This is a genomic window from Microbacterium sp. CGR1, from assembly GCF_001266755.1.
In the GTDB taxonomy this organism is placed as follows: Bacteria; Actinomycetota; Actinomycetes; order Actinomycetales; family Microbacteriaceae; genus Microbacterium.
In genome coordinates this window covers 1,337,673-1,352,274 of sequence record NZ_CP012299.1, presented here as the reverse complement: position 1 = coordinate 1,352,274, position 14,602 = coordinate 1,337,673, and the positions used below count along the sequence as shown (strand labels likewise).

General features: G+C 62.7%; 8 protein-coding genes and 3 rRNA genes. 10 read left to right on the top strand and 1 reads right to left on the bottom strand.

Features of this window, described 5'->3' with window-relative positions:
- Positions 1-41 precede the first annotated feature (41 nt).
- The 4 genes from AKG07_RS06480 to AKG07_RS06465 all read left to right on the top strand — a co-directional run bounded on the left by AKG07_RS06480 (position 42) and on the right by AKG07_RS06465 (position 3,777).
- On the top strand, positions 42-686 hold the full coding sequence (locus AKG07_RS06480; RefSeq protein ID WP_053096866.1) for a SatD family protein: 645 nt from the start codon (positions 42-44) through the stop codon (positions 684-686).
- Positions 683-1,531 (top strand): hypothetical protein, encoded by an 849-nt coding sequence (locus tag AKG07_RS06475; RefSeq protein WP_053096864.1) that lies wholly within the window; start codon positions 683-685, stop codon positions 1,529-1,531. Before AKG07_RS06480 ends, AKG07_RS06475 begins: the two co-directional genes overlap by 4 nt.
- Before the next feature lie 52 nt (positions 1,532-1,583).
- The gene (gene tyrS, locus AKG07_RS06470) at positions 1,584-2,885 is read left to right on the top strand and encodes a tyrosine--tRNA ligase (RefSeq protein ID WP_082297847.1); all 1,302 of its coding nucleotides are present in this window, start codon (positions 1,584-1,586) and stop codon (positions 2,883-2,885) included.
- Between the two features lie 94 nt (positions 2,886-2,979).
- Positions 2,980-3,777 carry a DUF4184 family protein gene (locus AKG07_RS06465; protein WP_053096862.1) on the top strand — a complete coding sequence of 266 codons (798 nt, stop codon included), beginning with the start codon at positions 2,980-2,982 and terminating at the stop codon, positions 3,775-3,777.
- Here the strand turns inward: AKG07_RS06465 and AKG07_RS06460 are convergent.
- The gene (locus AKG07_RS06460; RefSeq protein ID WP_233277341.1) at positions 3,762-5,108 is read right to left on the bottom strand and encodes a CoA transferase; all 1,347 of its coding nucleotides are present in this window, start codon (positions 5,106-5,108) and stop codon (positions 3,762-3,764) included. The two genes, AKG07_RS06465 and AKG07_RS06460, sit on opposite strands and share 16 nt — an antisense overlap.
- Positions 5,109-5,700: 592 nt before the next feature.
- Here AKG07_RS06460 and AKG07_RS06455 point away from each other — a divergent pair.
- The 6 genes from AKG07_RS06455 (at position 5,701) to AKG07_RS06430 (ending at position 14,541) form a co-directional block, all read left to right on the top strand.
- A 16S ribosomal RNA gene (locus tag AKG07_RS06455) occupies positions 5,701-7,225 on the top strand.
- Between the two features lie 412 nt (positions 7,226-7,637).
- Positions 7,638-10,742, top strand: a 23S ribosomal RNA gene (locus tag AKG07_RS06450).
- A gap of 109 nt (positions 10,743-10,851) precedes the next feature.
- Positions 10,852-10,969, top strand: a 5S ribosomal RNA gene (rrf, locus tag AKG07_RS06445).
- The 16S, 23S and 5S rRNA genes sit together here, the layout of an rRNA operon.
- Before the next feature lie 217 nt (positions 10,970-11,186).
- A complete protein-coding gene (locus AKG07_RS06440) occupies positions 11,187-12,521 on the top strand; it encodes a hypothetical protein (protein ID WP_053096860.1) in 1,335 nt (444 codons plus the stop codon).
- On the top strand, positions 12,407-13,504 hold the full coding sequence (locus AKG07_RS06435; protein WP_233277340.1) for a hypothetical protein: 1,098 nt from the start codon (positions 12,407-12,409) through the stop codon (positions 13,502-13,504). The genes AKG07_RS06440 and AKG07_RS06435 overlap by 115 nt, the downstream gene beginning before the upstream one ends.
- Positions 13,504-14,541 (top strand): HAD-IIA family hydrolase, encoded by a 1,038-nt coding sequence (locus AKG07_RS06430; protein ID WP_053096858.1) that lies wholly within the window; start codon positions 13,504-13,506, stop codon positions 14,539-14,541. The genes AKG07_RS06435 and AKG07_RS06430 overlap by 1 nt, the downstream gene beginning before the upstream one ends.
- The last annotated feature ends 61 nt before the right edge of the window (positions 14,542-14,602 follow it).

The following is a 14,602-nucleotide window of genomic DNA, read 5'->3' as shown; positions in this document are numbered from 1 at the left end:
AATAGGGCATAAATAACAGTTATTCGTGATACGGTTATCACATGGTCATCGCCGTACTCGCCGACATCGTGGGATCGCGCAAGCTCGACGATCGCACGGCGGCGCAGCGCGTGCTCGATGACACGATCGCTCGGGTGGAGGCCGACCTGCCTCTGGCACATCACCCGCTCACCCCCACGGTGGGGGATGAGCAGCAGGGTGTCTATCTTCGGCTCGAAGACGCTCTGGTGTCGCTTCTCATGATCCAGCTCGCTCTTCCCGACGGCATCGCCTTCCGTTTCGGCATCGGGATCGGCGAGGTGCGCACCGTCGACTCCGTCCACGGCGAGCTCGCCGACGGGCCGGGATGGTATGCGGCGCGCGCGGCGATCGAGACCGTCCACGCGAGAGAGGCACGCACCGTGCCGCGCACCCGGATCTGGATTGTCGGAGCCCCGGGGCAGGATGAGGTCATGGAGAGCGTGATCGCAGCATCGAACGCCTACCTCCTCGTCCGTGACGAGCTGGTCGGCGCCATGAACGAGCGCGAGCGCCGCCTCACCTACGGACGGATGGTCGGCAGATCGCAGCACGACCTCGCCGCCGAAGAGGGCATCTCGCAGCCCAGCGTCTCGAAGTCGTTGCGCAACGCCGGCAGCGCCGCACTCATCGAAGGTGCGGTCGCGCTGAGGGGAGCGAGCGCATGATCGTCGCCGGATTCATCCTGCTCGCGGTCGGATCCGCCGATCTCGTCCGCCAGTTCGCTCCGCATCGATGGGTCGGGTACCTGACGGTGGCCGTGATGTTCCTGCTGCTCGGCAGCGTGAGCGACGCGCTGCTGCCCATGCTCGCAGGGCTCGTGGTCGGAGCGCTCTGGGTCTGGTGCATGCCGTCGGAGCGCCGCGCACCGCTCGGGTTCTGGCCCGCGGTGCTGCTCGGTCTCGTGAGCATCGGATCGGTCGTATGGCTGGGGGCGCGCACTGATGCCGGCCTGATCGGCACCGTGTGGAACCTCCGTTCACCGTTCGGCGACGTCCCGTTCGATCTTGCGATCCTGACGCTCGGCACCGGGGTCTTCCTCCTCGAGTCGGCGAACCTCGTGGTGCGCGCGGCGCTCGACGGTGAGCACACCTGGCGACCGGCTGAACTGCGTCGATCGGCGATGCGCGACGAGGTCGACGCGGAACCTGCGGCGCCCGAGGCCACCACGCCCGGCGACGCGATCGGCGGCAGGGAGTCGACCGACGCCACGATGGCGGACAGGCCGGGCCGACCGGATGAAGCCACGGCTCTGCGCGACCCGCGCGCGGGATTCAAGGGCGGTCGACTGATCGGCCCGCTCGAGCGCGTCCTGGTGATGCTGCTCACCCTGGCTGCGGCGTATCCGATCCTCGCCGCGATGCTGGCGGCGAAGGGGATCGTGCGCTTCCCTGAGATCTCCCGCGACGGTGAGACAGGTGCCAGGGCCGAGTACTTCCTCGTCGGCAGTCTCGTCAGCTGGGTCATCGGGTTGGGCGCGGCGTTCCTCGTGTGGTGGGCAGCACACACCTGATCCACGGCGGCCCGGCGATTCACCGACCCTCACCGCTGATAGCCTGGGGCGCGTGTCGAATTCCGCTCTGACGACCGCCCCGCCGGCGATCGACCCCACGTTCGAGAACGTGTGGGACGAACTGCTGTGGCGCGGCCTCGTCCACGTGTCCACTGACCAGGAGGCGCTGCGCGCCCTTCTCGCCGGGGACCCGATCACGTATTACTGCGGCTTCGATCCGACTGCTCCCAGCCTGCATCTGGGCAACCTGGTGCAGCTGCTGACGTTGCGTCGCATCCAGCTCGCCGGCCACAAGCCGCTCGGTCTCGTCGGCGGCTCCACCGGTCTGATCGGCGACCCGCGCCCCACGGCCGAGCGCACGCTCAACACTCGCGAGACCGTCGAGGAGTGGGTGGGACGCCTGCGGACGCAGGTCGAGCGCTACCTGAGCTTCGAGGGCGAGAACGCCGCCCGCATCGTCAACAATCTCGATTGGACGGCGCCGCTGTCGGCGATCGACTTCCTGCGGGAGATCGGCAAGCACTACCGCGTCGGGACCATGCTCAAGAAGGATGCGGTCGCCGCGCGACTGAACTCCGACGAGGGCATCAGCTACACGGAGTTCAGCTACCAGATCCTGCAGGGGATGGACTTCCTCGAGCTCTACCGTCAGTACGACTGCGTCCTGCAGACCGGCGGCTCCGACCAATGGGGGAACCTGACCAGCGGCACCGACCTCATCCGTCGTGCCGAGGGTGCGTCGGCGCACGCGATCGGCACACCGCTGATCACGAACAGCGACGGGACCAAGTTCGGCAAGAGCGAGGGGAACGCCATCTGGCTCGACCCCGAGATGTGCAGTCCGTACCGGATGTACCAGTTCTGGCTGAGCACCGCGGATGCCGACGTGATCGGCAGGCTGAAGGTCTTCACCTTCCTCACCCGCGCCGAGATCCAGGAGTACGAGGCGCTGGTCGAGTCCGAGCCCTTCCGTCGCGCCGCGCAGAAGCGTCTCGCGCTCGAGGTCGTCGCCACCGTGCACGGCATCGATGCGGCCGCTGCGGTGATCGCGGCATCCGAGGCTCTGTTCGGACAGGGCGACCTGACTGCTCTCGACGCATCGACGTTGCGCACGGCGCTCGAAGAGCTGCCGAACGCGACGGTCGATTCCGGGTCATCGGTGGTCGATGCGCTCGTCGCCACGGGATTGGTATCCAGCTCGTCCGAAGCGCGACGTGCGATCAGCCAGGGGGGAGTGTCGCTCGACGGATCGCGTGTGGAAGACGATGCAGCCACCGTCAAGGGGTCTCTGCCCGGTGGGGTGTCCGTGCTCCGCCGCGGCAAGAAGACCCTCGCAGGTGTCTTCCTGGCGTGAACATCCGACCCTGATCGCCTGGCGGCGGTCGTCTGAGAGTCCTCGGACGGCCGCCGTCACGCTTCCACCGTTCACACTCGACAGGAGCCTGCCGATGCCGTTCACGCCGAGTCATGCTGTGGTCGCCCTCCCGTTCATCCGCACGCCGCTCGTGCCCGCCGCGATCGCGATCGGCGCCATGACGCCCGACCTTCCGCTGTTCATCCGCGGGGTCGGCCTCCCGTACTCGTTCACCCACTCATTCGGCAACGTCGTGTGGACCGCGCTGGTCGCTTTCGGGCTGTTCCTGCTGTGGCGCGTCGTGCTGCGCCCGGCCGTCGGTGAGCTCTCTCCGCTCTGGCTGGCTCGGCGGGTCCCTGCCGACTGGTCGCAGTCCGGCGTCGAAGCGGCCCGAGCCGCCGTCGGCGTCGGTGCTCGAGATCGGCTGTACCCGGCGATGCTCGCGGCATCGCTGGTGCTGGGAGTGCTGTCGCACATCGTCTGGGATCTCTTCACGCACGAGGGGCGTTGGGGCGTCGATGTTCTTCCCGCGCTCGACGATGTGTGGGGGCCGTTCACCGGATACAAGTGGCTGCAGTACGGCTCGAGCGTGATCGGCCTGCTCGTGATCGGTATCTGGGGGATTCTCCGGGTGAACCGCGCTGTTCCCCGCGAACGAGTGGATCGCGTGCTGCCGTCGGGCGTCCGAATCGGCTGGTGGCTGTCACTTCCCGTGGTGCTGATCACGGCGTGGGCCCTCGGCTACGCCGGCTATGGGCCGTTCACCGAGGAGTTCACCTACCAGCATCTGGCCTACCGGATGCTGCCGCCGGCGTGCGCCCTGTGGGGTGTGCTCACTCTCGTGCTCTGTCTGTCGCTGCCGGTGTTCCGACGCATTCACCAGCGCGGCTGATCGGATCCCCAGCGATGGGGGGCGGCGAGCTCGAGGCCGGGAAGCGCCGATCGCGCCGTGGTGATCGTCTGCCCTGCGACGTCGAACGTCGCGGTGTGGGCGGCGAGGTCCAGTACCCGTTCCCGCTCCGACGCCGATACCGATCGCGATCCCGAGGACCGTGGCATTCCGAGAAGCTCGGCGGCCACTCGACGCAGCGAAGTGCGCACCACCCAGCCACCACCTTCTCGACGGCGCCGCTCGAGCAGCGAGATGATCGAGGCTGCGAGCAGGTACCCGGCACTGTGATCGAGGGCCTGCGCGGGGAGGACCCCCGGGCGGTCGCCGTCCGGCGTCTCGATCATGGCGATCCCGGACTCCGCTTGCACCAGACTGTCGAACCCTGCGCGAGAGGGGTGGTCGTCGCCCCACGCACTGAGCTCCGCGATCACCAGACTCGGGTGCCGCTCGATCAGGGCGGATGCGGAGAGGCCGAGTCGCGCGAGGGCTGCCGGTCGGTACCCGAGGACGACGACGTCAGCCTCGGCGAGCAGCTGGTCGAAACGCTCGGTTCCGGCGTCGAGCAGCGTCGATCGCTTCCCGTGACCGGTGTCGAAGTGCTGCCACTCGGGCTCGGGCAGCTGCGGGGGATCGACGCGCAGCACGTCTGCTCCCAGCAGTGCGAGCGTGCGGGTGCAGACGGGACCGGCGATCACCCGGGTGAGATCGAGCACGCGGATGCCGGTGAGCGGTGCACGACGATCGTCGCCGTCTCGCCGGCGCGGCTCCTCGCCGCTCGGGGAGGGCATCCGATCGACCTGGAGCAGGGGAGCGGCCCGCAGCTGAGCGTCGTGGATGGGGTCCTCCGGCAGCACGGGCACGGCGAGTCCGCCCGCATCGACGATCCGATCGACAGCGTCGGCGGCCGACTGAGTCAGGATGGCCGCTCGGACGTCTTCGCCCGCTGCGTCGATTCCGAGCCCGAGACCGGTCAGAAGGCGCATCGCGTGGTGGGGGTAGTTGCCATGGGTGCGGATCCACCCGTCGGACGCCAGGAAGAATCCCGAGTACGGGGACCAGACATCGGGGGCGCGTCCGTCGACGGTGAGCACCCGATCGCTCCGGTACGCGACGGCGATGCGATCGGGGTCGGGGAGGGAGTCGACGCCGGCCGCCAGACACACGGCCCGAACGCTCGCCCAGGCCAGATCCGCCGTCGCGAGGCGCGACTCGAGAGGCACGGCGTGAACGAAGGGGGCGCCGGAATCGACCTCCACCGGCGCGAGCCCGAGGGCGGACCACACGCGGTCCAACAGAGCAGCGGAGGGGGCGCGATTCGGCAGCTGGGTCACGCTGCGATCGTACTCGTGGCGGCGATCTCGGCGGAATACCGGCGCTGGACTGGGAAAAGTGTTGCCACCTGGTGCGGCGACACGCCCGGGGGTGGTGGCCCGATTTGCCAGAACCCCAGAACCCACGTAACTTATTACTTGTTCGCCCCACAGGGAAGCGGAGAGGCCGAGAGCTTCACCCCCCTCAAGCGGAGAACCACCTCCCGATCCACTCACTTGTGAGAACAGACGCCTGCGTCTAGGATGGGAGATCCACCCCATCTGCGGCTGTCAAGAGCTGCGCAGCGGATCCAAGATCCGCGCGGCGCGCTGATTTGACAAGCGGGACGGGATGGCTAAGATAGAGAAGTTGCCCTTCGGGCCTGGTTGTGATGACTGGGTCGTGGGAGCATCCGATCCTTGAGAACTCAACAGCGTGCACTTGTCAAATGCCAAATAACCTCGATTCAGCTTCGGCTGGATGAGATTCCTTTGGATCAAAGACCAACCTCCTTGTGGGGTTGGCAACGGATAAAGTCAGCAATGATTTGTCTCTTTGGTCAGCATCAAACTCGCTGCGTCACCGTTTTCCCGGTGTCGTATGCATTTCTTTTTTACGGAGAGTTTGATCCTGGCTCAGGATGAACGCTGGCGGCGTGCTTAACACATGCAAGTCGAACGGTGAACACGGAGCTTGCTCTGTGGGATCAGTGGCGAACGGGTGAGTAACACGTGAGCAACCTGCCCCTGACTCTGGGATAAGCGCTGGAAACGGCGTCTAATACTGGATACGAGTAGCGACCGCATGGTCAGTTACTGGAAAGATTTATTGGTTGGGGATGGGCTCGCGGCCTATCAGCTTGTTGGTGAGGTAATGGCTCACCAAGGCGTCGACGGGTAGCCGGCCTGAGAGGGTGACCGGCCACACTGGGACTGAGACACGGCCCAGACTCCTACGGGAGGCAGCAGTGGGGAATATTGCACAATGGGCGCAAGCCTGATGCAGCAACGCCGCGTGAGGGATGACGGCCTTCGGGTTGTAAACCTCTTTTAGCAGGGAAGAAGCGAAAGTGACGGTACCTGCAGAAAAAGCGCCGGCTAACTACGTGCCAGCAGCCGCGGTAATACGTAGGGCGCAAGCGTTATCCGGAATTATTGGGCGTAAAGAGCTCGTAGGCGGTTTGTCGCGTCTGCTGTGAAATCCGGAGGCTCAACCTCCGGCCTGCAGTGGGTACGGGCAGACTAGAGTGCGGTAGGGGAGATTGGAATTCCTGGTGTAGCGGTGGAATGCGCAGATATCAGGAGGAACACCGATGGCGAAGGCAGATCTCTGGGCCGTAACTGACGCTGAGGAGCGAAAGGGTGGGGAGCAAACAGGCTTAGATACCCTGGTAGTCCACCCCGTAAACGTTGGGAACTAGTTGTGGGGTCCATTCCACGGATTCCGTGACGCAGCTAACGCATTAAGTTCCCCGCCTGGGGAGTACGGCCGCAAGGCTAAAACTCAAAGGAATTGACGGGGACCCGCACAAGCGGCGGAGCATGCGGATTAATTCGATGCAACGCGAAGAACCTTACCAAGGCTTGACATATACGAGAACGGGCCAGAAATGGTCAACTCTTTGGACACTCGTAAACAGGTGGTGCATGGTTGTCGTCAGCTCGTGTCGTGAGATGTTGGGTTAAGTCCCGCAACGAGCGCAACCCTCGTTCTATGTTGCCAGCACGTAATGGTGGGAACTCATGGGATACTGCCGGGGTCAACTCGGAGGAAGGTGGGGATGACGTCAAATCATCATGCCCCTTATGTCTTGGGCTTCACGCATGCTACAATGGCCGGTACAAAGGGCTGCAATACCGCGAGGTGGAGCGAATCCCAAAAAGCCGGTCCCAGTTCGGATTGAGGTCTGCAACTCGACCTCATGAAGTCGGAGTCGCTAGTAATCGCAGATCAGCAACGCTGCGGTGAATACGTTCCCGGGTCTTGTACACACCGCCCGTCAAGTCATGAAAGTCGGTAACACCTGAAGCCGGTGGCCTAACCCTTGTGGAGGGAGCCGTCGAAGGTGGGATCGGTAATTAGGACTAAGTCGTAACAAGGTAGCCGTACCGGAAGGTGCGGCTGGATCACCTCCTTTCTAAGGAGCATCTGACTCTTCGGAGTCCAGAACCCAGATCGAAGACGTTCGTTCTTCGCTGGGAGCTCATGGGTGGAACATTTGACATGACATCAGCGCAGCTGAGTCTCGTGAGTACGCTGACCTTCGGGTTGGTTGGAAAGTGGGGCTTCGTGAGCGGGGTGTCTGCACGCTGTTGGGTCCTGAGGGACCGGATGCGATCTTCGGATCGTTTCTGTACCTCTGGGCCTCTTGTTGTTTCCCCTGTGGGGGTGGCGAGAAGGGGTACCGCCCGTACTTTGAGAACTACACAGTGGACGCGAGCATCTTGCAGCCGGCTTCGGTCGGTTGCACAAGATGATCTTAAAGATCATTAGTCAATTTCATGCCAGGCCTTCGGGTCTGGTGTCGATTCTGATTCAAACTCATGTGATTTCAAGTCTTTAAGAGCAAACGGTGGATGCCTTGGCATCTGGAGCCGAAGAAGGACGTAGCAATCTGCGATAAGCCTCGGGGAACTGATAAGCAAGTTTTGATCCGAGGGTGTCCGAATGGGGAAACCCCGCTGGGCGGCGTGCCGACCTAGTGACTCCCGCCTGAATATATAGGGCGGGTAGAGGGAACGTGGGGAAGTGAAACATCTCAGTACCCACAGGAAGAGAAAGCAACCGCGATTCCGTTAGTAGTGGCGAGCGAAACCGGAACAGGCTAAACCTAGCGTGTGTGATAGCCGGCAGGCGTTGCACGTTGGGGGTTGTGGGACTTTTCAGTCATCTCTGCCGAGATGGCGGCGTTACACGATGGTATAGACGAACGGTCTTGAAAGGCCGGTCATAGAGGGTGCCAACCCCGTAGTCGAAATGCCAACCGTGGCGCGAAGAGTATCCCAAGTAGCACGGGGCCCGTGAAATCCCGTGTGAATCTGTCAGGACCACCTGATAAGCCTAAATACTCCCAGATGACCGATAGCGGACAAGTACCGTGAGGGAAAGGTGAAAAGTACCCCGGGAGGGGAGTGAAATAGTACCTGAAACCGTTTGCTTACAAACCGTTGGAGCAGCCTTAGTAGCTGTGACAGCGTGCCTTTTGAAGAATGAGCCTGCGAGTTAGCGATATGTGGCGAGGTTAACCCGTTGAGGGGTAGCCGTAGCGAAAGCGAGTCTGAATAGGGCGATTCAGTCGCATGTCCTAGACCCGAAGCGAAGTGATCTATCCATGGCCAGGTTGAAGCGACGGTAAGACGTCGTGGAGGACCGAACCCACTTAGGTTGAAAACTGAGGGGATGAGCTGTGGATAGGGGTGAAAGGCCAATCAAACTTCGTGATAGCTGGTTCTCTCCGAAATGCATTTAGGTGCAGCGTTGCGTGTTTCTTGCCGGAGGTAGAGCTACTGGATGGCCGATGGGCCCTACAAGGTTACTGACGTCAGCCAAACTCCGAATGCCGGTAAGTGAGAGCGCAGCAGTGAGACTGTGGGGGATAAGCTTCATAGTCGAGAGGGAAACAACCCAGACCACCAACTAAGGTCCCAAAGCGCGTGCTAAGTGGGAAAGGATGTGGAGTTGCCTTGACAACCAGGAGGTTGGCTTAGAAGCAGCCACCCTTGAAAGAGTGCGTAATAGCTCACTGGTCAAGTGATTCCGCGCCGACAATGTAACGGGGCTCAAGCACGCCACCGAAGTTGTGGCATTGACATTATTGGTAGGCCTTCGTGGTCCAGCCGTGTTGATGGGTAGGAGAGCGTCGTGTGGCCAGCGAAGCGGCGGTGTAAACCAGCCGTGGAGGCTACACGAGTGAGAATGCAGGCATGAGTAGCGAAAGACGTGTGAGAAACACGTCCTCCGAAAGACCAAGGGTTCCAGGGTCAAGCTAATCTTCCCTGGGTAAGTCGGGACCTAAGGCGAGGCCGACAGGCGTAGTCGATGGACAACGGGTTGATATTCCCGTACCGGCGAAGAACCGCCCAAGCTAATCCAGTAGTGCTAAGTGTCTGAATCCCAGTGACTGATCCCTTCGGGGTGACGCGTTGGGCCTAGCGCACGACCCCATTCTGGTGCGGTTAGCGTATTAACAGGTGTGACGCAGGAAGGTAGTCCAAGCCAGGCGATGGTTGTCCTGGTGCAAGTGCGTAGGCCGAGAGATAGGCAAATCCGTCTCTCACATAGGCTGAGACACGATGCGGATAAAAAGTGGATGATCCTATGCTGCCAAGAAAAGCATCGACGCGAGGTTCTAGCCGCCCGTACCCCAAACCGACTCAGGTGGTCAGGTAGAGAATACCAAGGAGATCGAGAGAATCGTGGTTAAGGAACTCGGCAAAATGCCCCCGTAACTTCGGGAGAAGGGGGGCCTTCGACGTATTAGGACTTGCTCCGAAAGCGTTTGGAGGCCGCAGAGACTAGTGGGTAGCGACTGTTTACTAAAAACACAGGTCCGTGCCAAGTCGCAAGACGATGTATACGGACTGACGCCTGCCCGGTGCTGGAAGGTTAAGAGGACCGGTTAGCCGCAAGGCGAAGCTGAGAATTTAAGCCCCAGTAAACGGCGGTGGTAACTATAACCATCCTAAGGTAGCGAAATTCCTTGTCGGGTAAGTTCCGACCTGCACGAATGGCGTAACGACTTCCCAACTGTCTCAACCGCGAACTCGGCGAAATTGCATTACGAGTAAAGATGCTCGTTACGCGCAGCAGGACGGAAAGACCCCGTGACCTTTACTACAGCTTGGTATTGGTGTTCGGTGTGGCTTGTGTAGGATAGGTGGGAGACTGTGAAGCATGGACGCCAGTTCATGTGGAGTCATTGTTGAAATACCACTCTGGTCACTCTGGATATCTAACTTCGAACCGTAATCCGGTTCAGGGACAGTGCCTGGTGGGTAGTTTAACTGGGGCGGTTGCCTCCCAAAAAGTAACGGAGGCGCCCAAAGGTTCCCTCAACCTGGTTGGCAATCAGGTGTCGAGTGTAAGTGCACAAGGGAGCTTGACTGTGAGACTGACAGGTCGAGCAGGGACGAAAGTCGGGACTAGTGATCCGGCAGTGGCTTGTGGAAGCGCTGTCGCTCAACGGATAAAAGGTACCTCGGGGATAACAGGCTGATCTTGCCCAAGAGTCCATATCGACGGCATGGTTTGGCACCTCGATGTCGGCTCGTCGCATCCTGGGGCTGGAGTAGGTCCCAAGGGTTGGGCTGTTCGCCCATTAAAGCGGTACGCGAGCTGGGTTTAGAACGTCGTGAGACAGTTCGGTCCCTATCCGCTGCGCGCGTAGGAAATTTGAGAGGATCTGACCCTAGTACGAGAGGACCGGGTTGGACGAACCTCTGGTGTGTCAGTTGTTCCGCCAGGAGCACCGCTGATTAGCTACGTTCGGGATGGATAACCGCTGAAAGCATCTAAGCGGGAAGCCGGCCTCAAGATGAGATTTCCATACCTTCGGGTGAGAGGCTCCCAGCCAGACTACTGGGTTGATAGGCCAGATGTGGAAGTGCAGTAATGCATGCAGCTGACTGGTACTAATAAGCCGATGACTTGATAACACACCGTTTGTTGGTGCTACGCGTCCACTGAGTGGTTCTCGATGTACGGTCGAGAACCCTAGAGACAACAATGATTTGTCTATAGGTTTGATTGAAACATCAATAGTGTTTCGGCGGCCATAGCGTGAGGGAAACGCCCGGTTTACATTCCGAACCCGGAAGCTAAGCCTCACAGCGCCGATGGTACTGCAGGGGGGACCCTGTGGGAGAGTAGGACACCGCCGGACTTCTTTTAAGCAAATGGCCACCCATCGTTGGGTGGCCATTTTGCGTTAACAACATCTAGAACAGGGAGCATCATGCCGGAAGAGGAAGAGCGCCGTCCGCGTCGCAACGACGACCAGGGATCGCGCAGTAGCCGACCTTCCGGAGGACGCTCGGAACAGAATCGCAGCAGCGGTCCGCGTCGCGACGACGCACCCCGCCGCGAGGGCGGTTACAGTCGTGACGGAGGAGCCCCCCGTTCTGGTGGGTACAACCGCGACAACCGCGATGGTGGCGCTCCTCGTTCCGGCGGCTACAGCCGCGATGGTGGTGCCCCCCGTTCTGGTGGGTACAACGGCGATAACCGTGATGGTGGTGCTCCCCGTTCGGGCGGCTATAACCGTGATGGTGGCGCTCCCCGTTCGGGCGGCTATAGCCGTGATGGTGGCGCTCCCCGTTCGGGCGGCTATAGCCGTGATGGTGGCGCTCCCCGTTCGGGCGGCTATAACCGTGATGGTGGCGCTCCCCGTTCGGGCGGCTATGACCGCGATGGTGGTGCCCCGCGCACTGGTGGGTACAACCGTGATAACCGTGACGGTGGTGCTCCTCGCACTGGTGGGTACAACCGTGACAGCCGTGATGGTGGCGCTCCGCGTTCGGGCGGTTACAACCGTGACAGCCGTGATGGTGGCGCTCCGCGTTCGGGCGGTTACAACCGTGACAGCCGTGACGGTGGCGCACCCCGTTCGGGCGGCTACAACCGTGAAGGTGGCGCTCCCCGTACCGGTGGGTACAACCGTGACAACCGCGATGGTGGGGCTCCCCGTTCGGGTGGGTACAACCGCGACAACCGTGATGGTGGCGCTCCTCGCACTGGTGGGTACAACCGTGATAACCGTGATGGTGGTGCTCCTCGCACTGGTGGGTACAACCGTGACAGCCGTGATGGTGGCGCTCCGCGTTCGGGCGGTTACAACCGTGACAGCCGTGATGGTGGCGCTCCGCGTTCGGGCGGTTACAACCGTGACAGCCGTGATGGTGGCGCTCCGCGTTCGGACGGTTACAACCGTGACAGCCGTGACGGTGGCGCACCTCGTACCGGTGGCTACAACCGTGAAGGTGGCGCACCTCGTACCGGTGGCTACAACCGTGACGGTGGTGCTCCCCGTACCGGTGGGTACAACCGCGACAACCGTGATGGTGGCGCTCCGCGTTCGGGCGGTTACAACCGTGACAGCCGTGACGGTGGCGCACCTCGTACCGGTGGCTACAACCGTGAAGGTGGCGCTCCCCGTACCGGTGGGTACAACCGTGACAACCGCGACGGTGGTGCTCCTCGCTCGGGCGGCTACAACCGCGACAACCGCGATGGCGGGCCCCGCACGGGTGGCTACAACCGCGATGACCGCGCGCCGCGGCAGGACCGCGACTCGTCGCGCTCGTACCCGCAGCGTGGGGGAGTGGACCGTGAGCGTCCGGTGCAGGCATCGGGCGATCGTCCTCGCTTCAACGACCCGCACATCCCCGATGACGTCACGGCCCGTGACCTACACACGTCGGCGCGCAATGAGCTGAAGACCCTGAGCAAGGAGAACGCCGACCTCGTCGCTCGTCACCTCGCGATGGCGTCGCGTCTCATCGACGAGGATCCCGCTCTCGCTCATGAGCACGCTCTCGCAGCATCCCGCCGTGCCGGCCGCATCGCGATCGTCCGCGAGACCCTCGGGATCACCGCCTATGCGACCGAGGACTTCGCTCTTGCGCTGCGTGAGCTGCGCACGTACCGCCGCATCTCCGGCAAGGACGATCAGATCGCCCTGATGGTCGACAGCGAGCGGGGCATCGGCCGCCCCGACCGTGCGCTCGAGACCGGTCGCGCTGTCGACCGGACCGCTCTGACCACGCCCGTCCGTGTCTCGCTGGCGATCGCCATGTCGGGTGCACGTCTGGATCAGGGCGACCTCGAACTCGCGCTCGGCGAACTCGAGATCCCTGAGCTCGACCCCGACCGCGCATTCGAGTGGAGCCCCGCACTCTTCGCTGCGCGCGCCGCCGTGCTCGAGGACCTGGGGCGCACCGACGAGGCAGAGTTCTGGGCGCATCGCGCCGAGGTCGCTGCGGAAGCGCTGGGCGTCGACGAAGCCGGTGATGAGGAGATCATCATCGAAGACGGTCTCATCGAAGGTGACTTCGATGACGACCATGCTGAAGACGGCCGGTCCGATTCTGAGTCCGACGATTCTGGGTCTGACGATTCTGGGTCTGACGATTCTGAGTCCGACGATTCTGAGTCCGACGATTCTGAGTCTGACGATTCTGAGTCCGACGATTCTGGCTCTGACGATTCTGAGTCCGACCTGGAGCCCGCCGAGTCCGACGAGACCATCGCGGCTGCAGGTGCTGAAGAGGCGGACACCGAGTCCGATATCGAGTCGGAACCGTCGATCGACGACGAGGTGCGTGAGCTTCTCGGCGAGGGCGAGGACGAGGACGAGGACGGCGACCTCGCCGACACCGACGCGAAGCACACAGCATCCGAGCCCTCTGAGGAGGCGTAGTGGGGCTGTTCTCCAAGAAGCCCGCGCTGCGCACGCCGCTCGACGGCGTCGACGCCGTGCTCGCTGACCTGGATGGCGTCGTCTATGCGGGCCCTGGCGCGCTGCCCTACGCGGTGGAGAGCCTCAACGCGGCCGGTGAGACCGCGAGACTCGGTTACATCACGAACAACGCGTCGCGCACCGACGCGTCGGTCGCCGAGCACCTCAGCAGCCTGGGTCTCGACGTCGCCCCGGCTGATGTCATCACCAGCCCGCAGGCCGCCATGCGGCTGCTCGCCGGGATCGTGCCCCCTCCGGCGACGTTGCTGATCGTCGGGGGAGCCGGGCTCGTGGACGAGGCCGAGAAGGCCGGTTACACGGTGACTCGCAGTGCTGAGGATGCTCCGGATGCGGTCGTGCAGGGCTTCGCCCCTGAGGTCGCCTGGACGGACCTCGCAGAAGCGGCATTCGCCCTGAAGCTCCCCGAAGATGAGGGCGGCATCCCGTGGATCGCCACCAACACCGACTGGACGATCCCGCGCGAACGCGGCGTCGCCCCGGGCAACGGGACGCTCGTGTCCGCCGTGCACACGGCGATCGGTCGGCTCGCGACAGTGGCAGGCAAACCGGAGACTCCGATCTTCGAGGAGGCCACGTCGCGCTTCGGCGCGACGAAGCCGCTGTTCATCGGCGACCGTCTCGACACCGACATTCTCGGGGCGGTGAGGGCGGGTATCGACTCCGCGCTGGTGCTCACGGGCATCGACCGGCCGAAACATGTGCTCGCGGCACCGGAAGGATCCCGTCCGACGTACATCCTGAGCGATCTGCGGGAACTGCACCAGCCGTACCCGGAGGTCACGTCCAAGGACGGCGTCTATTCGGTCAACGGCGCGTCTGTGCGCGTCACCGGTGCGGATGTCGAGATCATCGCCGAGGGCGAAGCGCAGATCGATCTGCTGCGCGCCGGGGCAGCCGCGATCTGGGCTTCCGGGACACCGGTGTTCGTGCTTCGCGTCCCTGAGCGCCTCTACGACGACCCCTTCCATCGGCCCTGACGGGCAACCGGGCCCTCGCCGTGGCTCCGACGACGTGTCGGCCCTGCCGCGTACAGTAGAA